This window comes from Carnobacterium sp. CP1 (assembly GCF_001483965.1).
Classification (GTDB): Bacteria; Bacillota; Bacilli; order Lactobacillales; family Carnobacteriaceae; genus Carnobacterium_A; species Carnobacterium_A antarcticum.
Genome location: NZ_CP010796.1, coordinates 1,344,189 through 1,368,224, shown reverse-complemented (window position 1 = coordinate 1,368,224; position 24,036 = coordinate 1,344,189). Strand labels below are relative to the sequence as shown.

20 protein-coding genes are annotated in these 24,036 nt (G+C 38.3%); 12 read left to right on the top strand and 8 right to left on the bottom strand.

The genetic code is table 11. The annotated features are described in order from the left end of the window. Positions 1-41 precede the first annotated feature (41 nt). The 5 genes from NY10_RS06405 to NY10_RS06380 form a co-directional block, all read right to left on the bottom strand. Positions 42-575 (bottom strand): 3'-5' exonuclease, encoded by a 534-nt coding sequence (locus NY10_RS06405; protein ID WP_058919187.1) that lies wholly within the window; start codon positions 573-575, stop codon positions 42-44. 199 nt (positions 576-774) lie between these two features. Further along, a complete protein-coding gene (locus NY10_RS06400; protein WP_058919186.1) occupies positions 775-1,086 on the bottom strand; it encodes a hypothetical protein in 312 nt (103 codons plus the stop codon). A gap of 1,001 nt (positions 1,087-2,087) precedes the next feature. After that, positions 2,088-3,206 carry a lactate oxidase gene (locus NY10_RS06390; RefSeq protein WP_058919184.1) on the bottom strand — a complete coding sequence of 373 codons (1,119 nt, stop codon included), beginning with the start codon at positions 3,204-3,206 and terminating at the stop codon, positions 2,088-2,090. Positions 3,207-3,261: 55 nt separating this feature from the next. Further along, entirely contained in the window at positions 3,262-3,966 is a 705-nt protein-coding gene (locus NY10_RS06385; RefSeq protein ID WP_058919183.1) for an LrgB family protein, read from the bottom strand. Continuing rightward, positions 3,959-4,351, bottom strand: coding sequence for a CidA/LrgA family protein (locus NY10_RS06380; RefSeq protein WP_058919182.1), 393 nt, complete (start codon positions 4,349-4,351; stop codon positions 3,959-3,961). Before NY10_RS06380 ends, NY10_RS06385 begins: the two co-directional genes overlap by 8 nt. A 176-nt stretch (positions 4,352-4,527) precedes the next feature. Here NY10_RS06380 and NY10_RS06375 point away from each other — a divergent pair, with 176 nt between their 5' ends. From NY10_RS06375 to NY10_RS06365, 3 genes are all read left to right on the top strand, one after another. Further along, on the top strand, positions 4,528-5,433 hold the full coding sequence (locus tag NY10_RS06375; protein WP_058919181.1) for a LysR family transcriptional regulator: 906 nt from the start codon (positions 4,528-4,530) through the stop codon (positions 5,431-5,433). 680 nt (positions 5,434-6,113) lie between these two features. Next, positions 6,114-7,511: a 6-phospho-beta-glucosidase gene (locus NY10_RS06370; RefSeq protein ID WP_058919180.1), complete on the top strand. Its 1,398-nt coding sequence runs from the start codon at positions 6,114-6,116 to the stop codon at positions 7,509-7,511. A gap of 114 nt (positions 7,512-7,625) precedes the next feature. Then, a complete protein-coding gene (locus NY10_RS06365) occupies positions 7,626-8,942 on the top strand; it encodes a PTS sugar transporter subunit IIC (protein WP_058919179.1) in 1,317 nt (438 codons plus the stop codon). Positions 8,943-9,016: 74 nt separating this feature from the next. Here NY10_RS06365 and NY10_RS06360 read toward each other — a convergent pair whose 3' ends face one another. After that, the gene (locus NY10_RS06360; protein WP_058919178.1) at positions 9,017-11,650 is read right to left on the bottom strand and encodes a cation-translocating P-type ATPase; all 2,634 of its coding nucleotides are present in this window, start codon (positions 11,648-11,650) and stop codon (positions 9,017-9,019) included. A gap of 582 nt (positions 11,651-12,232) precedes the next feature. Here NY10_RS06360 and gmuD point away from each other — a divergent pair. From gmuD to NY10_RS06345, 3 genes are all read left to right on the top strand, one after another. Further along, positions 12,233-13,627, top strand: a complete 1,395-nt coding sequence (gene gmuD / locus NY10_RS06355) for a 6-phospho-beta-glucosidase GmuD (protein ID WP_058919177.1) — start codon at positions 12,233-12,235, stop codon at positions 13,625-13,627. A 222-nt stretch (positions 13,628-13,849) separates the two neighbouring features. Continuing rightward, the gene (gene celB / locus NY10_RS06350) at positions 13,850-15,142 is read left to right on the top strand and encodes a PTS cellobiose transporter subunit IIC (protein ID WP_058919176.1); all 1,293 of its coding nucleotides are present in this window, start codon (positions 13,850-13,852) and stop codon (positions 15,140-15,142) included. A gap of 166 nt (positions 15,143-15,308) precedes the next feature. Continuing rightward, on the top strand, positions 15,309-16,025 hold the full coding sequence (locus NY10_RS06345) for a GntR family transcriptional regulator (protein ID WP_058919175.1): 717 nt from the start codon (positions 15,309-15,311) through the stop codon (positions 16,023-16,025). A gap of 54 nt (positions 16,026-16,079) precedes the next feature. Here NY10_RS06345 and NY10_RS06340 read toward each other — a convergent pair whose 3' ends face one another. Further along, positions 16,080-16,832, bottom strand: coding sequence for an exodeoxyribonuclease III (locus NY10_RS06340; protein ID WP_058919174.1), 753 nt, complete (start codon positions 16,830-16,832; stop codon positions 16,080-16,082). A gap of 139 nt (positions 16,833-16,971) precedes the next feature. Between NY10_RS06340 and NY10_RS06335 the strand changes: the two genes are divergently transcribed. From NY10_RS06335 to NY10_RS06325, 3 genes are all read left to right on the top strand, one after another. Beyond that, a complete protein-coding gene (locus NY10_RS06335; protein ID WP_058919173.1) occupies positions 16,972-17,871 on the top strand; it encodes a Gfo/Idh/MocA family protein in 900 nt (299 codons plus the stop codon). Between the two features lie 188 nt (positions 17,872-18,059). After that, positions 18,060-19,439 carry a TrkH family potassium uptake protein gene (locus NY10_RS06330; protein WP_058919172.1) on the top strand — a complete coding sequence of 460 codons (1,380 nt, stop codon included), beginning with the start codon at positions 18,060-18,062 and terminating at the stop codon, positions 19,437-19,439. 14 nt (positions 19,440-19,453) lie between these two features. Next, the gene (locus NY10_RS06325; RefSeq protein WP_058919171.1) at positions 19,454-20,125 is read left to right on the top strand and encodes a potassium channel family protein; all 672 of its coding nucleotides are present in this window, start codon (positions 19,454-19,456) and stop codon (positions 20,123-20,125) included. An 81-nt stretch (positions 20,126-20,206) separates the two neighbouring features. Here NY10_RS06325 and NY10_RS06320 read toward each other — a convergent pair whose 3' ends face one another. Next, the gene (locus NY10_RS06320) at positions 20,207-20,896 is read right to left on the bottom strand and encodes an RluA family pseudouridine synthase (protein WP_058919170.1); all 690 of its coding nucleotides are present in this window, start codon (positions 20,894-20,896) and stop codon (positions 20,207-20,209) included. A gap of 270 nt (positions 20,897-21,166) precedes the next feature. Between NY10_RS06320 and murB the strand changes: the two genes are divergently transcribed. From murB to NY10_RS06305, 3 genes are all read left to right on the top strand, one after another. Then, a complete protein-coding gene (murB, locus tag NY10_RS06315; RefSeq protein ID WP_058919169.1) occupies positions 21,167-22,069 on the top strand; it encodes a UDP-N-acetylmuramate dehydrogenase in 903 nt (300 codons plus the stop codon). A gap of 238 nt (positions 22,070-22,307) precedes the next feature. Continuing rightward, positions 22,308-22,850: a helix-turn-helix domain-containing protein gene (locus NY10_RS06310; protein WP_058919168.1), complete on the top strand. Its 543-nt coding sequence runs from the start codon at positions 22,308-22,310 to the stop codon at positions 22,848-22,850. Positions 22,851-22,940: 90 nt separating this feature from the next. Further along, positions 22,941-24,032 (top strand): ABC transporter ATP-binding protein, encoded by a 1,092-nt coding sequence (locus tag NY10_RS06305; protein WP_058919167.1) that lies wholly within the window; start codon positions 22,941-22,943, stop codon positions 24,030-24,032. Positions 24,033-24,036: the final 4 nt, after the last annotated feature.

Below are 24,036 nucleotides of genomic sequence, written 5' to 3'. Positions count from 1 at the left end.
AATATTTCTTTGTCCTCTTTTTTGTTAATGGTACTGCCAAGTCAAATATGTTTGACCATTTTTTTTAATGGATCCGTTCCAAAGCGATCTTCTAAATAAAGCAAGATATTCGCACTCGCATTGCTGTCATCCAAAGCGTGGTGATGATTCTTTAATTCGATACCTAGATGATCACAAACGGTATTCAATTTATGATTAGGAAGTTCAGTAATGAGTTTGCGGCTCGATTGAACGGTGCACAGTGTTTGGAAATGCGGTCGCTCAATTTCATAATAATCTAAACAACCGTGCAAAACGCCGCGATCAAAAGGCAGATTGTGAGCGACGATCAATTTGTTTTCTTTAAAACAGGGCTTGATGTCTTCCCAGACACGGGCAAAGTTCGGTGCATCTGCCACGTCGCTTTCATGAATCCCGTGAATTTGAATATTGCGCCAAAAAAACTCGGTTTCTGGTTTGATCAAAGAATAATAGTGGTCGACAATTTGGCTGTTTCGTACAATGGTTAATGCTACAGAACAAGCACTGTGCCGTTGGTGATTGGCTGTTTCAAAATCCAGTGCAATAAAATTCATTTTTTTCCTCCTCGAACAGACATTCTGTTAATAGTATAGTCGCTTTTATCTTAAAAGGCTAATTTCCGGTTTGATTATAAGAAAAGTTTAAGAATTTCAGTGGCTTTTCTTTTGGAGCATGTTCTAAAAGAAAGAGATGGATATATAAAAAGAGATGAGACTTTTGTCTCATCCCTTAAAGTGATTTTCCTGTGGATTTTTAAAATAATCCTTTCAGTAACTGATACAGTCCAATAAGATAGAATACTATAATGAAGTATTTTACTTCAATGAAGAAGAATGAATGCGTATTTTTAATAATGACTTTATTTCCATTTTCATCAAATAAATGCTGTTCCTTTTTAGGCAATTTATTTCCAATAAACCAAGACAATGTCCCTGCGATAAAAAAGACTAGACCAAATAAATACGGGAATTGATTCATCACATCATTATTTCCGGTTATAAATAGAGCAGGAAAATAAACCAGTGCAATACTTGCCATAACAATAGGGATTATAATAAAACCCAAACTTTCCAAACGATCATATTATAGTTCCTCCTTTTTTCTTTTTTTATTATACAGAAAAAGGAACTAAAAAACGATGATTTTACGTTTTTTTAGAATTGCGGCAATTGAAAAAACATGCCTATTTTATGTATCGGTGGGGTGGCTTTCAAACGTTATTCAGTCCTATCTGATTTTCTAAGGAGGCAATACCCTAAGATTAACAAACTATACCCCACGAAGATGTTTTGAGTTATTAATGCAAAAATAGCTGAATTAAAGACAACTGCTGAAAGAAATTTAAAGAGAAGACATTTATTCATTGGACAACCTCCGTAGATAGTTCTTATCTTACTTCTAGCTCTATTGTCTAGGAAACGTTGAGACACTAAAAGAACGCAATGGTTTACATCTGAGCACCTAATGGTTGATAAGGTGCTTTTTTCATACTATCAGTCTCATGTAAACCATTTGGTTGCTAAAAGGTAACCAATGGTTGATAGTCCATGGTCAGTGCTTTCGGTATGATGATATAGAAAGAAAGCTGCAAGGAGACGTGGCAAATCGATTACAAATCTCGAGGCGATCCATCTCTAAGTGGAAGAATGGAAATAGCTAGCCTAGTTTAGGCAATACCGTCGAATTTATAGAGTGATTTAATAGAAAGAAGGGTGAAAATTGTCTGCTGTAATAAAAAAAATATTGAAATCATCTGCTGATTCCTATTTGTCATTAGTACTGCTACTTACCATTACTAATCTTATTCTTACGTTAAGAGAGGATACGACAATCAAAGATAAATTCACTCGGGAATTTTTTTACAGTCTGGTTTGGATTATACCTATATTGATTGTAGCTGTGAGCATTAGAGTATTATTTACTCATTATATAAACAAAAAAAGAAGAATGTGAAATCGAAGAGAACATCTAGTCAACCCGCTTTTCACCTCGGAAAAAAGCCTCCAATAAAAAAGCAGCGCCGACGTCCATTACGGGCGCCAGTGCTGCTTCACTTACTCAAAAACTTATTTTTTCATATCAAACAAACGAGCGTTTTTCACGTCTTCAATTGTTTGTGTTCCAGCTAGCTGCATAACTCGTCTTAAATCTGTTTCGAAGTAATCTAAAACAGATTTAACGCCTTTCCATCCGCCTAAAGCTAATCCATATAATACTGGACGACCTACAGCAACGATGTCAGCACCGCTTGCTAGCGCTTTGAAGATGTGTTCTCCACGACGAATGCCACTGTCGAATACGATTGGAACACGACCAGCGACTGCTTTAGAAATTTCAGCTAATGTATCAAATGAACCCGGTGCTTCGTCTAATTGACGGCCTCCGTGGTTAGAAACCCAGACACCTGCTGCTCCAGCACCAATAGCTAAGACAGCATCTTCAGGAGTTTGGATCCCTTTAACAAAGACAGGCAATCCTGAATAATCAGAAATGAATTTAACATCTGCTGGACAGATTTTTTGTTTTGATTGAGCATAAATATTGTTCAGAGACATATTTTTACCTGATCCAGTCAAGTAACGCGATACGATCGGCATACCAAATGGGTAAACGAATTTATTCAGCATGTCTTTTTCACGGTTGCCGCTTAATGTTGCATCAGCTGTTAAGATGATTGCTGTAGCGCCATCAGCTTTTGCTTCGTCTAAAATGTTTTTATTCATTTCGTCATCTTTACTCATGTAGATTTGGAACCACCGTGGGCTGCCGTCTAAGCCTTTTTCGATTTCTTCAAATGTAGCTCCTGAGTAAGCACTGATGGACATGATCGTTCCGCCAAATTCAGCGATTCCTTTAGCTGTTCCGGCTTCTTTAGTTGCATGAGCTAACCCATGAGCTGCGATTGGGGCCATGATAAATGGTACTTTGATGTCATGGCCTAAAATAGAAGTTGAAGTATCAGGATTTTCGACATCCGCTAATACACGAGGCAAAATACCTTTGCGTTTCCAAGCTTCGTTGTTTTGTTTTAATGTGTATTCTTCACCAGAAGCACCTGAGATATAATCAAACCCGCCTTTAGGCACTACTTCGCGAGCTTGGTCTTCAAGTCGATAAGTGCTGATAACATCGATTTCTTGTTCTACTGTTGGTGCATCATATTTAATAATTTGTTCATCTACCATAGTTTTTCAACCATCCTTTTATGTGTATTTTTTTAAATTTTAAACCCATTTTAAATTAAAACAATAAATTGATAATCGGAACCGTTAATGGTGCTAAGATAACGACGACAATTCCCGTCACAACGATTGACAACCCAGACATCGCGCCTTGAACGTCACCCATTTCAATCGCTTTGGTGGTTCCCATTGCGTGAGAGGAACTTCCAAGAGCAACTCCCTGAGCTACTGGATCATCAATTTTGAATATTTTGAAAACTGTTTGTCCGACGACAGCACCAATCACTCCAGTAAATACAACCACCGCAACGGTTAAGGAAACAATACCGCCAAGGGATTCAGAAACGCCAACTGCAATCGCTGTAGTAATCGATTTCGGAATCAACGTTGCCACCATATTCCGGTCAAATTGGAACAACAATGCGAAAGCAAAAATCATTACCGTATGGAAAACCACTCCGGATACGATTCCAGTTAAGATTGCTGGATAGTATTTTTTCAAATATACAAAATTCTTTTCCAGTTTAATGGCTAAAGCTACAGTAGCTGGAGTAACAAACAAACTAAAGAATTGTCCGCCAGTATTATAGGTTTCCAGCGGTATATCGGTTACTAGAAGCAGAATGATAATGACAACAATCGCAAATACTAAAGGCGTAAACAGCGGATTCGGCCATTTGGCTTTTAATTTTCCAGCCAGCAAATACAAACCTACTGTAACCACGATCCACAAAAATGGACTGGTTAAAATCTTATCAAACATGCAAGTTTTCTCCTTTCTCCGGTACAGTGTTTTTCTCTGCACGGCGTTTTACGCCTTGTACCACTTTCCCAACAAATGCCATCATAAGCACGGTTGTTACTGCCATAATAATCAGCAGCTGCCACCACGTGTTGGCTAAAACATCAAAGTTTGATATCAACCCTACACCTGCTGGGACGAAGAAAATGCCCATGTTATCTGTCAGCCATGTGCCGGCTTCATCTACTTGCTCCATGCGGATCCATTTAAAATGCAACGCGAAGAACAGTAAAATCATTCCGATGACACTCCCTGGAATGGCTATAAATGAAGCCATTAAAGCGGAAATAACTTCCCCTAAAAAAGAGAATAAAAAAATCCAAAAAAGCTGTTTGATCAATTTCAAAATGCCACACCTTCCACTAATAATTTGTAAGCGCTTCAGTACATATACTATATCATGTTTTGTTTTACTTAGAAAATATTGTTTTTTTATGGTATGATAAATTATATTTATGAAAAGGGATTTATTATAGATTTTATTTATGTTACGAGCTTCACAAGCCTCGAAAGGAGAACACCATGAATCTGCAAGATTTAGTTTATTTTAACCGTTTAGCTGAAACACTGAATTTTACTGCAACTGCTGAACATTTTTATGTCTCACAACCCTCTATTTCGATGACTTTAAAACGCTTGGAAAAAGAGCTGGATACGGTCTTGATTGATAGAAAACGAATTCACAAGAACTTGCGTTTAACGGAAACGGGAGAAATATTGCTTAAATACTCTACACATATCTTAAAGTCGGTAGAACAGGCTAAAGAAGAAATTCATGATTTAAAAAATCAAGTCGTTTACTTTGGTTTTTTGCCGACCATTGGCGGTCATTTCATGGCCCAGCTGATGCCGCATTTGAAGAAGTTTTCTGCCTCTATGAAGCTTATTGAAGAAGAAAGCTCGGATGTCATGTTGGATTTGGTGCGCAAAGGACAAGTTCCGTTAGCCATTATTGGGAGCGATCGTCTTACTTTTGCCGAAGATAACTTGTTACAGATCCCTTTAAAAAAAGAAGAAATGGCACTTTGGGCATCTCCTGACAACCCTTTAGCCAAAAAAGACAGCGTCACAGCAGCAGAAATTCAAGACGAATTGTTTATTTCGTTAGCGCAAGGCTATACCCACCAGCGTATTTTTAAACAATGGATGAAAGACAATCATATTGAACAGCCGCAAACTCTTTATACCAAAGAAATCCAAACGGCATTGTCCATTGCTTCTTCCACTCACATGCTTGCTTTTATGAGCGACATCTTAGTAGAAGACCGTCCACGTCTAGTCAGAATTCCAATTGAAAATGCACCTCAGTTTTACATTAGCCTCATCGTGAATAAGAAACTCAGCAACACCACGTATTTCCAAACAGAGTTCAACGAGGTCCTGATTGAACTTGCTGAATCTTACGGAAAAGAGCTTCATAAAAAATAATGGAACGGAGTTTTTTTCAAAAAGAATACACTTGAAAGAGAGAATACAATAAAAAAGGACTGGGAACCGGCTAACAAAGGTTTTTAGCCTTTTTTTAGCAATTGTTATGAGCTGTTATTCAGTTCCTTATGGTTTTTCTGGATTTATTATTATAACAGTTGGCGATAACGATACTCAAATTTACTGACTTTAATGTTTTAAAAAAAGGGTGAATTTGAATGGAGGATAAGGTACGCAAACCCGTTTTGAGGACGGTAAGGATGAGAAATTTTTATCGGTATGGCATGCAAATCAAGTGCAGCAGATGTGCTTTTTGGCTGAGGCCGAAAAGGCCCGATCGAATCGGATAAAACCGATTGAGTGCCATATGAACGATGAATGGCAGTGGTATGATCCGTAAGAACACCATGATTTTTTAGAAAGCAGTTTTTAAAAGAAGGTAATGCTTAGTTATGCAACACTTATGAAAAAAGAATAAAATCATATTTAGTGACCAATCAGTCAACAGCTAATTTAATTGATACAATAGACCCCTAAAGGCAGGCATCCGTTTGTTTTTAGAGGTGCTTTTTTTGTACTGAAAAATTATTTTTAAATTAGTGCTTGACATGTAATGCATTACATAAAGTATAGTCAATTTAGGAAAAGAAAGCGTTTTATAAGAAGGGGGACAATTACATATGTCGAAAGAAGCATTGAAAATCGTTACAATTGGTGGAGGTTCCAGTTATACACCGGAATTGATCGAGGGATATATCAAACGGAAAGATCAATTGCCGATTAAAGAAATCGTTTTGGTCGATATTGAAGCAGGCAAAGAAAAACTAGAAATCGTGGGAGAAATGGCAAAACGAATGGTTAAAGCAGCGGGACTTGATTGGAAAGTGGAGTTGACACTTGACCGTAAAGCCGCTTTACAAGGAGCCGATTTTGTCACTACACAATTCCGAGTAGGTCTATTGGATGCACGTGTGAAAGATGAACGGATTCCATTATCGCATGGCGTATTAGGTCAAGAAACAAATGGAGCAGGAGGAATGTTTAAAGCGTTCCGAACGATTCCAGTTATTTTAGACATCATTAAGGATATGAAAGAAATTTGTCCAGACGCTTGGTTGGTCAACTTTACAAATCCAGCAGGTATGGTCACAGAAGCGGCTATTAAGCACGGCGGTTGGAAAAAAACAGTTGGGCTATGCAATGTTCCAATTGGACACTGTTCAACGGCTTCAGAAAAATTAGGCATACCGGAAGAAGAGCTGTTCTTTAAATTTGCCGGAATCAATCATTTCCATTGGCATCGAGTTTGGGATAAAACGGGTAAAGAAAGAACAGCAGAACTGATTGATTTGATTTACGGCCCTAATCAATCTGAAGAAGATAGCCACTTGAAGAACATTCATAACGCTCCTTTCCATTATGAACAAATCAAAGACTTAGGACTATTGCCTTGCGGTTACCACCGCTATTATTATATTGAAGATGAAATGTTAAATCATTCTATTGAAGAGTTCGAAAAAGGCGAGACCAGAGCTCAGGTGGTTAAAGAAACAGAAGCACGTCTATTTGAACTATACAAAGACCCGCAACTAGATCACAAACCAGATGAGTTATCGCAACGCGGCGGAACACACTACAGTGATGCAGCTTGTGAGATCATTGCCTCTATTCAAAATGATAAACGGACAGATATGGTTGTTTCTACTGAAAATAATGGAACGATAACGGACTTGCCATACGACAGTATTGTAGAAGTTTCAGGTGCTGTTACAGCCCATGGTGTAGAACCGTATAACTGGGGAGCGTTTCCTCCTGCAGCTAGAGGCATCATCCAGAATATGAAAGCTATGGAAGAAACGGTGATTCGGGCAGCTATTGATGGGGATTATGGTGCAGCACTGCAAGCATTTACGATCAATCCATTAGTACCAGGCGGAACAATAGCTAAAACGTTATTGGATGAAATGCTTTATGCACATAAAGATTACTTGCCGCAGTTTGCTGAAAAAATAAAAGAGATTGAAAAAAATCAACCTGAAACAGTTAACTATGTGGATGAATTAATGAAAAGCAATTAAAGGATAGAGATTCTGTTAAATTAAGCTGATGAAAAATTCAGCTTGATTTAACACTATTTAATGTAAGCGCTGTTTTATGGAGAGGGAAAAATAATGAACTAAGGAGTGTTAATAATGGATAAATTTTTAGATGTTCTTCAAGAAAAAATGGGACCGATTGCTTACAAATTAGATTCAAATCGTTATTTATCAGCTATAAAAACAGGTTTCTTTGGAGCTATGCCTATTTTGATTTTAGGTTCTATGTTCTTACTTTTCGGCAACTTGCCGATTAATGGATATCCTGAATTTATGGCATCCATTCTTGGAGAAAACTGGAGCAGCTACTTCACAGTACCTTACGATATGACGATGGATATTATGACGTTATTTGTTATCTTAGGTATTTCCAAATCACTGGCTAACTATTATAAATTAGACGATTTATCAGCGATTGTTATTTCAATTGTCGGTTTTTTAATTCTAACTCCAACGATTTCTACAGCAGATGGCGTTGCAGGCATTCCAACTAGCAATTTAGGGGCAAGTGGACTATTTGTTGGAATGATCACGGCTATTGTAGCCGTTGAAATTTCACGATGGGTAGTTGGAAAAGGCTGGACTATCAAGATGCCCGATTCTGTTCCTTCTAATGTTTCAAAATCATTTACAGCTTTGATTCCGGCATTATTTGTTATTTTAGCTTTTAACTTTATTCGGATTGGTTTTAGTTTTACTTCTTATGAAACAGTACAAGCTTTTATTTTTCAATTTTTGCAAACGCCTTTAACGGCCCTAGGAACTTCTTTGCCAGCGACATTGATAATTGTTTTTTTCGAACTTATATTGTGGGCATTTGGAATTCATGGTTCAAATATTGTTGGAGCAGTTATGACTCCAATTTGGTTGTCATCGACTGCTGACAATGCTGCAGCTTTTGCAGTCGGAGATGCATTGCCGCATATTGTGAACTATCAGTTTTATCAAAATTTCGTCAAAGTCGGCGGAGCTGGAGGAACGATCGGTTTAGCTATTTTATGCTTATTTGCAGCACGCTCAGCTCAATTTAAAACGTTAGGAAAACTTGCTTTTGGTCCCGCAATGTTTGGTATTAATGAACCGCTTATTTTTGGATTGCCAATTGTTTTAAATCCCATTATACTGATTCCTTTTCTAATAACGCCACTGTTGATGATTATTTTGACTTACTTTGTTATGGCTACAGGTTTGGTTCCTTTAACGAATGGGGCCAATATACCATGGACAACACCTCCAGTTATTGCTGGTTTCCTAGTGAGTGGTTGGCGCGGAGGGGTTTATCAAGTCATTCAAATTTTGCTCAGTGTCGTTATCTACTACCCTTTCTTTAAATTAGTAGATACGAAAGCCTATAACATTGAAATGGAGGGTCAAACAGCCGTTAATGCGGAAATGCAGGGAGCGATGGAGTAATATTAAAACGACAAAAAGCCCGCTACGACGAAAAATAGTCGCAGCGGGTTTTTGTGTTGAGCATTATTTTTTAATTAGTCCTTTTTGCGGATCACTAACTTAGTGATCTCCATTAAGACTACTGCTCCAGCAGCTAATCCAGCAGCAATTCCCCATTGTGTCCAGCCAAAGTTGGCAGGAATTGAGAAGAATTCACGGATACCTGGAAGAACGGTTAATCCATATAAAGCAGAACAGAAGAGAACGGCTAATAAGACGTACACGTTAGAGAAGAAGCCAGCTCCGATAGCGGTTTGTGAATTTGAACGAGCAGGGAAAGTTTGCAATGTACGAGCTAAAATTAAAGTCGTAAAGGCCATTGCGATACTCATTTCATCTGAATAACCCAGTCCAATATATTGAGAGATAATAACAGCTATACCGATCAATGCTCCGCGATAAAGAACAGAAACTAAAGTTTGACCAGCAAAAATCCCTTCATTTGGGTCTCTTGGTTTACGAGACATGACATTTGGTTCGCCTTTTTCCATACCTAAAGCAATTGCCGGAACGGAATCGTTAACTAAGTTAATGAACAACAGTTGTAAAGCAGTGAAAGGGTTAACCCAATCCATAATTAAAGCGGCGACAATAGCAATAATAGCTCCTAAGTTGCCGGCAAAAAGATAAGCGATGGCTTTTTTGATATTGTCATAGACATTCCGGCCTACTTCAACAGCGTTGATGATAGAAACGAAATTATCATCGGTCAAGACCATTGCTGCAGCATCTTTAGCTACGTCTGTTCCGCTTCCCATTGCAATTCCAATGTCAGCTTGTTTTAAAGCCGGAGCATCATTAACACCATCTCCGGTCATAGCGGAAACTTTGCCTTTATCTTGCCATGCTTGTACGATACGAATTTTGTTTTCTGGAGAAACACGAGCATAAACTGAAATTTGTTCTAATTTAGCATGCAATTCTTTTTCGCTTAATGCATCTAATTCTTGTCCGGTCAATGCGATATCGCCTTCTTCAGCAATTCCAATATCACGGGCAATTGCACGTGCAGTTGTTTTGTGGTCACCCGTAATCATAACCGTTTTGATGCCAGCTTTTTTAGCTTCTTCAACAGCGCCATAAACAGCTTCACGAGGAGGGTCGATCATCGCCATAATACCCGCTAGGATCAACTCGTTTTCGTCTTCAAAACTAACTGTTTGATTTGCTCCAATCGGTTTATAAGCAAATGCTAAGACACGTAGCGCACGGTCAGAGAAAGATTCGTTTTGGTCTTGCAACTCTTTTAATCGTTGTTCCGTTAATGGCAAGACTTCGCCATCAACCAATATTTTTGTACTGCGGGCAAAAACAACATCTGGGCCGCCTTTGGTTAACATCAATCGTTCACCATCAATGGTATGGACAGTTGACATTAATTTACGGTCGGAATCAAAAGGCAATTCTGCTTCACGAGGGTAACTCGTACGCAGTTCGCCATAAGGTTTGTTGACTTTATTGCTGAAAGCGATCATAGCAACTTCAGTAGGATCGCCTAATTCTTGGCCTTCTTCATTGATATTGGAATCATTTGCTAAAACAGCAATTTGCATCAAGCGTTTTTCATCAAATGACCACGTATCGGGATGGTCATTAAATTTGCCTGATTTGCCGTTTGCTAAGAAGTAATCGACGATCGTCATTTTGTTTTGTGTCAATGTTCCTGTTTTATCCGTACAAATAACGCTAGTTGCTCCTAATGTTTCAACAGCCGGTAATTTACGAATAATAGCATGTCGTTTGGCCATTTTATTGGTTCCCATCGAAAGAACGATCGTTACGATAGATTGTAAAGCTTCCGGTATAGCTGCAACAGCAACAGCAACGGCAAACATAAAGGCGTTCAACATATCCGCACTGATATTCGATGAACCGCCAAAATAAATACGAGCAGCTTCAATGGCAAAAATAACGACAGATAAAATTAAAATGCCGATACCCAATTGTTTACTGAATTGATCTAATTTCTTTTGCAGCGGCGTTTGTTTGGTCATGGCATTTTCAAGCAAGTTAGCGACTTGACCGATTTCGGTGTTATTACCAGTTCCGGTGATAACAAAAAGACCGCGTCCGTAAACGACCAAAGTACCGCTGTGAACCATGTTGGAACGGTCTCCGACAGGGACTGTATCAGCAATGGTCTCAGTATCTTTATCTGCCGGAACGGACTCTCCGGTTAGCATACCTTCATCAATTTTCAAAGATCCGGCTTCAAGCAAACGACCATCAGCAGGAACATAATCTCCTGCATCTAAGATCACGATATCTCCAGGAACCAACTCTCTAGCAGGAATCGTCACTTTTTCGCCATTTCGGATGGCTTTGGCCAACGGCGCAGACATGTTTTTAAGCGCATCTAATGAACCTTCAGCTTTTTTTGTTTGAACAACACTGATCACTGAATTGATCATCAACACAGCGAAAATAATGAAGGATTCTACTACAGAACCCATTAAAATCTGAACGACTGCAACGATCAATAGAACGATGACCATCGCATCTTTAAACGTTTCTAAGAAAAGCTTTAAGACAGAATCTTTTGCTTTCGTTTTTAATTCATTATGCCCATGTTCTTCGAGACGTGCGTTTACTTCACTCGTTTGTAAGCCGTTTGGCGTACTTTTTAATTCTGACAACAATACATCTTGTTCTTTTTGGTAAAATTCCAAATAAGACACCCCTTAATAGTTTTTATATACGAATAGAAATTCTCTACATTTAGATACTGGCATATCGGTTACGGTTTTACGAAAATCTCTTGCTTAGGTATGGCTAGTTTGTCCTAAAAGTGCGAAAACAAGTCGTAAAACCCTCTCTAAAGAAAGCACTCCAACAAATGGTGTTTCTAGACCGGTACGGAAATACCTCCTTTTATTAATTTTAAGAAAATCGATAAAAAAAGAGACTTATGCAGAATTGTCTCTTTACAGAAACAATGTGCATAAGTCTCACAATTTAAGACAACACCAGTAAATTTTGCGAATCTACTTGTTGGTGATGTTGCCACAGCTGCTGCTGCCTGTTACTCCCTTATGTATGAATATGGCTAGCCTGTCGATTTCTTCTTGAATTTAGTATAGCTATTTTTGAGGAATAAAGCAATGAAAAAAATGGGTTTATGAAAATTTCATGAAAACATTAAATTTTAAAAGAGTTAACTCTGGCTTGTATTCGTTATCGTTTAAATGTATACTTGTTTTATTGTAATGTATAGACAATTAAAAGTGAGCAATGAAAAGGAGTGCATTTATATGAAATATCAATTTCCTGAAAATTTTTGGTGGGGTTCTGCTGCCAGCGGACCACAAACAGAAGGCGTATATGAAGGCGATGGCAAAGGACAAAACATCTGGGATTACTGGTATGAACAAGAACCAACTAAATTCTTTCACCAAGTAGGACCAGAAAAAACGTCGCGTTTTTATGAAAAATACAAAGAAGATATTCAATTAATGAAGGAAACCGGACACAATAGTTTCCGGACTTCTATTCAATGGAGCCGTTTGTTCCCAGAAGGTGCTGGGGAAGTTAATCAAAAGGCTGTTGACTTTTACAATGCAGTGATCGATGAATTGATTGCGAATGACATTGAACCCTTTATAAACTTATATCATTTTGATATGCCAATGGCGTTACAAGAAAAAGGCGGTTGGTTAAACCGTGAGACTGTGGAAGCTTATGTTGTTTTTGCTAAAACATGTTTTGAATTATTTGGAGACCGAGTTAAAAAATGGTTTACACATAACGAACCGGTTGTCCCAGTAGAAGGCGGTTATTTGTATCAATTCCATTATCCAAACGTAGTTGATATGAAAAAAGCTGTTCAAGTAGGATACCATGAAGTGCTAGCCAGCGCTAAAGCGATCAAAGTTTACCACGAAATGAATCAAACAGGTGAAATTGGAATTATTTTGAATTTAACACCAAGTTATCCAAGAGATGAAAATAATCCTGAAGATGTTAAAGCAGCTGCTATTGCTGATGCTATTTTTAATCGTTCTTTTTTAGATTCTTCAGTCAAAGGCGAGTTTCCTCAAGATTTAATCGAGTTATTGCGTGACATCGATCACTTACCTGAAATTGAAACTGGCGATTTAGAGACCATTAAAGAAAATGCAGTTGATTTACTCGGTGTAAACTATTATCAGCCACGTCGAATCAAAGCGAAAGAAACGACAACTAAATTAGCTGAAGGGCCAATGCCGGACGATTACTTTGATAACTATATTATGCCAGGCCGTAAAATGAATCCTTATCGAGGATGGGAAATTTACGAAAAAGGTATTTACGATATTTTAACAAATTTGAGAGAGAATTATGGCAACATTCGTTGTTTCATTTCTGAAAACGGTATGGGAGTCGAGGGTGAAGAAGACTATATCAATGCGGATGGTTCAATTGAAGACGATTACCGAATCGAATTTGTGAAAGACCACTTGGCGTATGTTCATCAAGCTATCCAAGAAGGCAGCAATGTCCAGGGGTACCATATGTGGACATGCATGGATAACTGGTCATGGACAAATGCTTATAAAAACCGCTATGGTTTTATTGCAGTTGATTTAGAGCAAGAAGGCAAACGGACAATTAAAAAGAGTGGTCGCTGGTTTAAAGAAATGACCGATCAAAACGGTTTTAATGCATAACAGGATACGTAACAAAAACCAGTCTTGAAGGCTGGTTTTTGCTTATTCAAAGTAAAGCAAGTTTTTATTTTATAAAAGACTAGACATTAATAATAAAAGGTGATACAATTCTTTTGTAATCGATTTCAACAAGATGATATCTGACTAAAAAATAGGCCGCTTTTTAGTTGGAAAGCGAATAAAGACTCTATAAAATTATAAAAAGAAAAGAGGGTATTATCAATGAATGAGTTTATTGATAAACTGGGCGAAAAACTAATGCCTATTGCTGGAAAGCTCGGAGAAAACCGACATCTGAAAGTTTTACGTGATGCATTTATGCTTTCATTCCCGATCACTATGTTTGGATCTATTGTAGTAGTTTTAAACAACTTGCCATTTTTCAGCGATGCAACAAAAGGTACATTAGGAACGTTGTTTGGTAATGGACAAAACGCGACTATGTCGATCATGACCATTTTTGTTACTTTTGGTATTGGGTATTATCTAAGCAAGTCCTATGACGTAGAAGCCATTTATGGTGGTGCTGTTTCTTTATCTGCTTATCTGATCTTGACACCGTTCAATGCAGTGACTGAAGGTGGCGAAGCCATCACCGGTGTATTGACTTTAGACCGTTTAGGGGCTAAAGGGATGTTTATTGGGATGATTGCAGCTTTCATTGCAGCGGAAATTTACACACGTATCGTTAAAAAAGGCATCGTCATTAAAATGCCTGAAGGAGTTCCGCCTGCAGTAGCAAAATCATTTGCAGCTTTACTACCAGCAATTATAACATTAACTGTCTTTTTATTAGTAAATGCAGCCGTTGTCGGCTTCTTTGCAACTAACTTACACGATGTAGTCTATAATGTCATTCAAGTTCCATTGACAGGTTTAGGCAGTGGATTACCGGCTACACTGGTTGCCGTTTTCTTTGTACAATTCTTATGGTTCTTTGGATTACATGGACAAATCATTGTCAACTCAGTAATGGACCCCATTTGGAATACGTTAATGTTGGAAAATTTAGATGCTTATAAAGCAGGCGAAGCTTTACCGCATATCGTAACTAAACCATTCATGGAAATTTATACAGTAGGAATGGGTGGTTCTGGGAGCACGTTGATAGTCGTTCTTTTAATGGGTTTCATTATGAAGAGCAAACAATTGAAAGAAGTAGGGCGCTTAGCTTTAGGACCAGCTATCTTTAATGTAAATGAACCGTTGATTTTCGGTATGCCGTTAGTACTAAACGCTTCGATTTTTATTCCTTGGGTTTTAGCACCAATGGTGGTGACCGCCTTCAACTACTTTATGATGGCGACCAATATTTTCCCAACACCAACCGGAGTGTCGGTTCCGTGGACGGTACCTGTTATCATCAACGGAATTATGGCAACCAGCTCGTTTATGGGCGGATTGCTCCAAATCATCGATATGGCACTTATTGGCGTAATTTGGTTCCCGTTCTTAAAACTGATCGATCGTACCAATTTAGGACATGTCGATATGGGTGAACCTGAAAACGTTTAATAACAGTATTGAAAAAGTAAGCGGCTGGTCGAATTGGACTAGCTGCTTACTTTTTTTGTTAGTTAAACAAAATAAACGCTAAAATAATGTAGAAAAGACACGCAAAAGACTAGTCTTTTATAGACAGGTAAGTTATGATGTTCTTGGAAACAGAGGAGGTGCTAAAATGGTGAAGTATGAAGCCATAGCCAATGAAATAAGAAAACGGATTCTGCGAGGCGTCTATCCAGTAGAGTCGCTTATCCCTGATCAAATCAGCTTATCTAAAGAATTCAATGTCAGTCGTATGACCATGAAAAAAGCACTGGATATCTTAGCGATGGAGGGACTGATTTATCGTCAGCGCGGGTCCGGTACGTATGTCATGAAAACAGCGCTGCTAAACAAACAAGATGCTGTTGTAAATGAATACGATGGATTAACAAAGCAATTGAAAGGACATGAAATCACGAGTAAAGTCATTCAATTTAATGTGGAATTTCCTTCTGAAGAAATCATGGAGCACTTAATGATCAAAAAAAATCAACCGGTTTACAACCTGATTCGATTGCGTATCGTTGACGGGAAACCTTATGTCTTGGAGCATACGCATATGCCGACGGACTTGGCCACGGGTCTGACAGAAGAAATCATGGAGCACTCTATTTACCGCTACATTCATGAAGAATTAGGGTTGCAATTTGGCGGAGCTTTTAGGAAAATCCATGCGGATAAGCCTTCTAAATACGATCAAGAATACCTCGATTGCAAATCAGATGATCCAGTATTAGAAGTAGAACAAGTGGTTTATCTAAAAGATGGCCGGCCGTTCGAATATTCGCGAAGCCGTCATCGTTACGATACTAGAAGTTATACTATGGCGGATATTAATAAAAATATTTAATAAAAAGTGCCTCAACCGTTTTTTACTTATTTACGATTGAGGCACTTTATTCTTTTATTTTAACGTTAGTTCGACAGGGCAATGATCAGACCCCATGATTTCGGTGTGAATTTTAGCGTCTTCAAGCTGGTCTTTGAGTCTTTCTGAGACACAAAAGTAATCGATCCGCCAGCCGGCATTATTTTTACGAGCGTTAAATCGGTAACTCCACCAAGAATAGACGCCTTCAAGGGTTGGATAAAAGTAACGGAACGTATCAATAAATCCATGATTTAATAAGGTTTTGAATTTCATGCGTTCCTCATCAGAAAAACCGGCATTTTTACGATTGGTTTTCCAATTCTTTAAATCAATGTTCTCATGAGCAACATTTAAATCACCACAGAGAATAACAGGTTTTTCACTATCCAATTGATTTAAGTAAGCTAAAAAATCTTCTTCCCAGGACATCCGATAATCTAACCGGGCCAGTTCGCTTTGAGAGTTAGGGGTATAACAAGTTACGACATAATAATCAGGGTAGCTTAATGTAATGACTCGGCCTTCTGAGTCGTGTTCATTTTTTCCGATGCCGTAAAAAACATCTAGGGGTTTATGTCTCGTAAAAATAGCTGTTCCAGAATACCCTTTTTTTTCAGCATAATTCCAGTAATCGTAATAACCCGGAAGTTGTAAGTCAATTTGCCCTTCTTGCAGTTTGGTCTCTTGTAAGCAGAAAAAATCTGCATCCAGCTCATTGAAAATATCTAAAAAACCTTTTTTTACAATCGCACGCAAACCGTTTACGTTCCAAGAGATAAATTTCATAGTAAGTAGCTCCTTTAAAAATGTTTGATAACCTTATTGTACACGAATAAAAAAAGATAGTACATTATGAGTAGATAGTTGCTGAATCAGAGAAGTGTTTGATAAACTGAAAGAAAGATTAAAGAAATGGGGAGTACATATGTTAAAAGTAGGCGTTATCGGATTAGGCGGAATCGCACAAAAGGCATATTTGCCGGTCACTATGGCGATGCAAAATGAAGTAGAATGGCATTTATACACACGAGACCAAGAGAAGTTAAGTCAGATCGGCCAGCAATATGGCGTCTCTCATTTGTATCCTTCGATTGAAGCATTGCTGGAAAGCGGAATTGAAGCAGCATTTGTGCATACGGCAACTCATACCCATGCAGCAATTGTGAGACAGTTGTTAGAAAATGGAATCCACGTCTATGTAGACAAACCCATTAGCGAAGAGTTAGAGGAAGTAGAGGCATTGATGGCGTTAGCCAAACAAAAGGGCTTGCTGCTTGTAGCAGGATTTAATCGTCGCTTTGCTCCAATGATCCAAAAATTAAAAGAAGTACCTGACAAAAATATGCTCTTCGTTCAAAAAACAAAGCCCAACAGCAGCGGGACAGTGAAATTTGCCGTTTATGATATGTTTATTCATGTTGTGGACACCGCCTTGTATCTACTAGATGGTCCGGTTACAGTGACTTCTTATCAAGTGACGGAAGAAAACGGAGAATTGAAGAATTGTATTTTACATTTAGCAACTGCAACAACGGTTTGTGTAGCTTCAATGAATTATGTGTCAGGCGCAAACCATGAATCTGTAGAAGTTCATTCACCGACCGGCATGCACCGTGTCGTTAATTTGACGGACTACCAAAGCGATATAGCTGGCAAACAAACAGTGGAGCCTTTTGGCGATTGGGAACCGACCCTTGAGAAAAGAGGATTTGCTCCTTTGATCCGTTTATTTTTAGCAGCAGTTCAATCTGGTGAAAATCCGGTTTCGCTTGAATCAACCCTTTTGTCGCATCAATTGTGTCATCAAATTATCAGCGGCGAATAGCACCCGTTTATTCTTAAAAATAAGCAGAAATATACCCAATTAAAAAACCTTAAATAGGCGGGAAAAAGAAAGTCGTAAAGGCTTCTTTTTTCGTTAAAGCAGCAGTTTTAGATGGGTCTTTACTTTTCGGAAATTGAGTCTATAATACATTCATGCGTCTAGGAATTTAGAGGAAGAGGTTTTTTCAAATGCTGTTAAATAAGTTTAGAAGACTATCGATATCGACCAAGATAGCTTTTAGTTTTGCATTCGTCATTTTTATAGGATCTTTATTATTATCTTTACCCATCAGTACTTTAGCAACATCACAAATGACTTATTTCGATAACTTGTTTACCGCAGTATCTATGGCATGTGTAACAGGGTTATTTACATTTCCTGTAGCCGAATCGTATACAGTTTTTGGGCAAGTAATTTGTATTGTTTTGATGCAAACCGGGGGCCTTGGATTAATGACGATCATAGCGACAATCGTCATGCGATTAGGAAAGAAAATCAGCTATACAGATACGATGGCGGTTAAAGAAGCACTTAACCGAGATCAACTAGATGATTTTAAAACTTATTTATGGTCAATTATCAAATATACCTTTCTGATTGAAGGAGCGGGCATGTTGTTATTGGCAATACGTTTTGTTCCCAAACTCGGTTGGGGTAAAGGTCTTTTTACATCTTTATTTTTAGCCGTTTCAGGGTTTTGTAATGCAGGGTTTGATAATATGGGAGCAATCAGCCTTCAACATTATGTACACGATCCTTTAGTGAATCTAGTATTAGCCTCGTTGATCATTCTGGGAGGAATTGGGTTTTCTGTTTGGTTTGATGTTACTCATAATGTTCACTCCATTATAAAAAATAAAAAAAGACTAGGACTAAAAAAAACTTATCGTTTTTTAAAACCTCATACAAGACTAGCAATCAACATGTCGCTTATTTTGATTTTGGTTGGAACGATGATGTTTATGGTAGTTGAATGGAATAATCCTAATTCGATTGGTACTTTTACTGTTGGACAAAAAGTGTTAGCTTCTTTTTTCCAAACAGTTACGATGCGAACAGCGGGCTTTGCAACTATTGATTACGCAGGTATTCTGCCTTTTTCGTTACTATTTTTTATCTTTACGATGTTTATCGGAGGATCGCCTGGCGGAGCAGCGGGAGGAATTAAAACGACCACTTTTGCTTTAGTATTATTATTGATTCATAATGAAATCAAAGGACAGCGTTACATTAACTACGCGCGCCACACTATTCCAATAGAAACGATTCGCAGAGCTATTGTGGTAGTCGCCAGCTTCTTTATGTGTTTAATGGTGGGAGTCAGTGTGTTACTCATTGTTGAAGACCAGCCATTTTTAAACTTGCTGTTTGAAGCTGTTTCAGCTTTAGCAACTGTAGGAGTTAGTGTGAATTTGACGCCGGAACTTTCGCGGATCAGTCAGACAGCGCTGATGCTGCTGATGTTTATTGGACGTATTGGTCCAATTACTATTTTCTTAAGTCTCATTAGACGGAAACGAAAAGGCAAAGAACGTATCTATGCGAAAACAAATATTTTAATTGGATAGGAGAAGTTGCAGAAATGGCAGTTAAAACAATTGGTGTATTAGGGTTAGGGGTATTTGGTTCTTCGATTGCTAAAGAATTGAGCGACTTTGACTGCGAAGTGCTTGCTGTTGATTTAGATGTTAATAATGTGGATCGTGTTGAACCGTATGTAACAGAAGCTATCCAAGGAGATATTACCGATTTAGATTTTTTGAAAAACATCGGGTTTGATAACTGCGATGTAGTTGTTGTTGCAACTGGTACTAGTTTAGAAGCGAGTGTTTTAGCTGTAATGAACTGTAAAAAGTTGAGAATCAATACGATTGTTGCAAAAGCTAAAAATAAAGTTTTTATGGAAGTTTTATACGCTGTCGGTGCAACAAAAGTCGTTCGTCCTGAAAAAGAAATGGGAACGCGAGTGGCTAAAAATTTATTAAGACGCCATATTACGGATATCGTTGATTTAGATGATGAATTTGCAGTGATCGAGTTTTATCCGCCAGCCAGATGGGTAGGACGTAGTTTGCAAGAATTAGATTTACGCAAACGGTATGAAATGAATGTGATCGGAATCAGAAGAAAACCAGAGAAAAGGCTGGATGTTTCTTTTGGTCCTGATTATATCATTGATGGATCCGATATTATTGTAGGCATTGCGGAATCTGAGATTTTTGAACGCTATGATTACTTGAATAAATTAAAATAATAACAGTAAAAAAATGACGGCTTTCAAGAATTCTTGGAAAGCCGTCATTTTTTCTGCAGCGAAGGTTTTGCTATTGGTTCGCTAAATTGTGGTGGCTGTTTCCGTCCAAAGGGTCCACGGGTGCTGCTCAGGTGGAGCAGAATGGACTTTAATGACCGTGTCTTTGACCGGATGTTTAAATTCAAGGTAACGAGCCCATAAAGCTAGTTGTTGTCCTGATTGATTCACTAGTGAACCGTATTTTTGGTCGCCGTATAACGGCAGACCAACGGAAGACAGCTGTACGCGAATTTGATGAGGACGACCAGTGTGCAGTTTAACAGCAAGTAAAGCCATGTTTTTTTTTTTTTCAAATACTTTGTATTCTAAAACAGCTTTTTTAGCTTTGTTTTGCTGAGACGAAACAACTGACACTTTGTTCTTTTTCGTATCTTTAAGCAAGTAATGTTCTAACTGCGTCTTTTTTTTGATAGGTGTTCCTCTGACAACGGCTAAATAATGACGAGTGATTTCTTGGCGTCTCATCAAATCAGATAACCGTGAAGCTGCTTTCGACGTTTTTGCAAATACCATTGCTCCACCGACCGGTCTATCTAGCCGATGGACTAATCCCAGGAAAACGTTACCCGGTTTATTGTACCGTTTTTTTAAGTCTTGTTTTAAAAGCGTTAATAAATCAAGGTCTCCGCTGCTATCGGCTTGAACTGGAATGTTAACCGGTTTTTCAACAACGAGTACGTGATTATCTTCATACAAAATCGAGATGTTCATGAAAGGCTGGCCCCCACTAAATCATATTTGCAAACGATCTGAGAAAACCATGATTGAAGCAGTTTTTTTAAAAACTTGATTTCTGTCGTACCTGCAAGAACCAGTATAGCGAAGGAAATGAGAAAAAGGAAGCTTGAAAATGTTAAACGTGATTTTTAAAAAAGATGAAAACTAAATTTAAGGTAAGAAATAGAGCTAGGGCTATTCAAATGAATGCGGAACATGTTAGAATGTTTTATAGTAAATTAACCGCGAGAGGGACTTTAAATAATGTTAATAGAACAAATGAAAAAAGTATTTCCAAATTCAATGATCAAAGCAAATGAACCATTATCGCTTTACACGTATACCGAAACAGGCGGACCGGCAGACATCTTAGTATTGCCGAAAGAAAAAGAAGAAGTTGCTGCAATGGTAAGATGGATCAACGAGCAGCAAGTGCCGTTGACTGTTTTGGGAAATGCAAGCAACTTGATTGTTAAAGATGGCGGAATCCACGGTGTGGTGATGGTTTTAACAGAAATGAATGACATTACTGTTAACAGACATCAGATAACCGTACAAAGTGGTGCACGTTTGATCGATACCTCTTATGCGGCTCTTGAAGCCGGTTTGACAGGGTTAGAATTTGCTTGTGGGATTCCGGGCAGTATCGGCGGCGCTGTATTTATGAACGCTGGGGCTTATGAAGGTGAAGTCAGTGAAGTGATCCATACGGTGACGATTTTAACACGGGATGGCGAAATAAAAACACTGAAAAATAAAGACCTGGAATTCAGCTACCGTCACAGTGCTATTCAAGAAACACGCGATATCGTCTTAGAAGTTGAGTTTCATTTAGAAAAAGGCAAGCCAGCTGATATCAAAAAGCGTATGGAAGAGTTGACCTTTTTGAGAGAGTCGAAACAACCGCTAGAATACCCTTCATGTGGGAGTGTCTTCAAGCGTCCTACAGGCTATTTTACAGGCAAGTTGATCCAAGAAGCCGGTTTGCAAGGTAAAATCTGGGGCGGGGCACAGATTTCAGAAAAGCATGCAGGTTTTATTGTCAATATAGCCCAAGCAACGGCTACTGATTACATTGAACTGATTGCTTATATTCAGAAAGTTATTTTAGAAAATACCGGTGTTGAATTGGTGCCGGAAGTGAGAATTATTGGTGAAGACCTTTAGAGAAAGAATTTTGTCCTATAGTTATTCACAAAAAAGATTAAATTAACCTAGGTTATAATAAAAACAAGAAGATCGCAGTGGATTTATTCCATTAGCGGTTTTTTTTTATTGATTTTACAATAAAAAAATATATAATATAGAAGGTATTAGTAAACTAAATGGTTACTCTGACTAAACTTTTGTGGGTGATTGTTTACTGAAAGTAAACAAAGAGTTGAAAGAGCACAGGAGGAAAAAAATGGAAATTGGCAAACGCATCAAAAATCTACGCATTCAAAAGAACTTTACTCAAGAAGAATTGGGAGAACGGACTAATTTAAGCAAAGGCTATATCTCTCAATTGGAACGAGATCTCAGTATGCCTTCTATGGAAGTGTTTTTCGATATATTAGAAGTATTGGGCTGCAGCCCGAAAGATTTTTTCGATAAGACGCATATCGAACAACGAGTCGTTTACCAAAGCAATGAGATGACTCGATTTGAAGATCCAGATAAAGGTTATGAAATTGAATGGCTGATTCCGGAAGCCAATGAAAATGAAATGGAACCTATTTTTTTAAAGCTGGCTGAAAAAGGCGAATTTAAAGAGTTTAGCCCTTCTTTAGCTGAAACATTTGCTTATGTAAAAGAAGGCCGGGTTTGTGTGGAAATCGGTTTGAAACGTTATTTTGCAGCTAAAGGCGACTCGATTTATTTTCATGCAACTGAAAAACATAAAATTATCAACGATCATCAAGGAGAAAGCTTACTGTTGATGGTAGTGACGGATTCCTACCTCTGACCGAAGGGAACAAGCAGAATACTAGAATTTAAAAAGGTTCGGTTCTATGATGAATAGAATGAATAGGAACCAAAAAAGGAGCATGAAAAGATGGCAGAGAATGCAATTATTCGATTCGATCAGATAAAAAAACAATACGATGATAAAACTGTTTTAAAAAACATCAATTTTGATATTGAACGCGGAAAATTTTATACCTTATTGGGACCTTCAGGATGTGGGAAAACCACTATTTTGCGCTTAATTGCGGGTTTTGCGGAAGCGACTGAAGGGACGATCACATTGGATGGAAAAGTTGTCAATGACCTTCCTGCCAATAAACGAAAAGTAAATACCGTTTTTCAAGACTATGCTTTATTTCCGCATATGGATGTTTTTGAAAATATCGCTTTTGGTTTACGCATTAAAAAAATGGGAAAGAAAGCGATCCAAGAAAAAGTTGAGGCAGTCTTAAAAATGGTGCGGTTGTCTGGGTATGGAGACCGAGCAATCAGTGAGATGTCAGGTGGGCAGCGACAACGGGTAGCGATTGCGCGCGCATTGGTTAATGAACCGGAAGTTCTGTTATTGGATGAACCATTATCAGCCTTAGACTTGAAACTAAGAACAGAAATGCAGTATGAATTGCGAGAGCTGCAGCAGCGTCTTGGGATCACATTCGTTTTTGTCACTCATGACCAAGAAGAAGCTCTGGCAATGAGCGATGAGATCTTTGTTATGAAAGACGGGGAAATCGTTCAAAGCGGTACACCAGTCGATATTTATGATGAACCGATCAATCGTTACGTAGCTGATTTTATTGGGGAGAGCAACATCGTTGATGGACACATGTTGGCAGATTACCAAGTTTCTTTTGTTGGGCATACATTTGAATGTGTTGATGCCGGAATGAAACCGAATGAAAAAGTAGAAGTAGTGCTGCGTCCTGAAGATTTAGTGCTGACGTCTGTAGAACAGGGGAAACTAACGATCAAAGTTGATACTCAGTTGTTTAGAGGGGTTCATTATGAAATTATTGGTTATGACCGTGATGGCAACGAATGGATGGTCCATTCGACAAAAAAAGCTGAGGTCGGCAGTGAAGTCGGACTTTATTTTGAACCAGAAGATGTGCATGTGATGCGTTTTGGCGAATCAGAACAAGAATTTGATGCTCGTCTTGAGAGTTACGACGAAGATTAAGAGG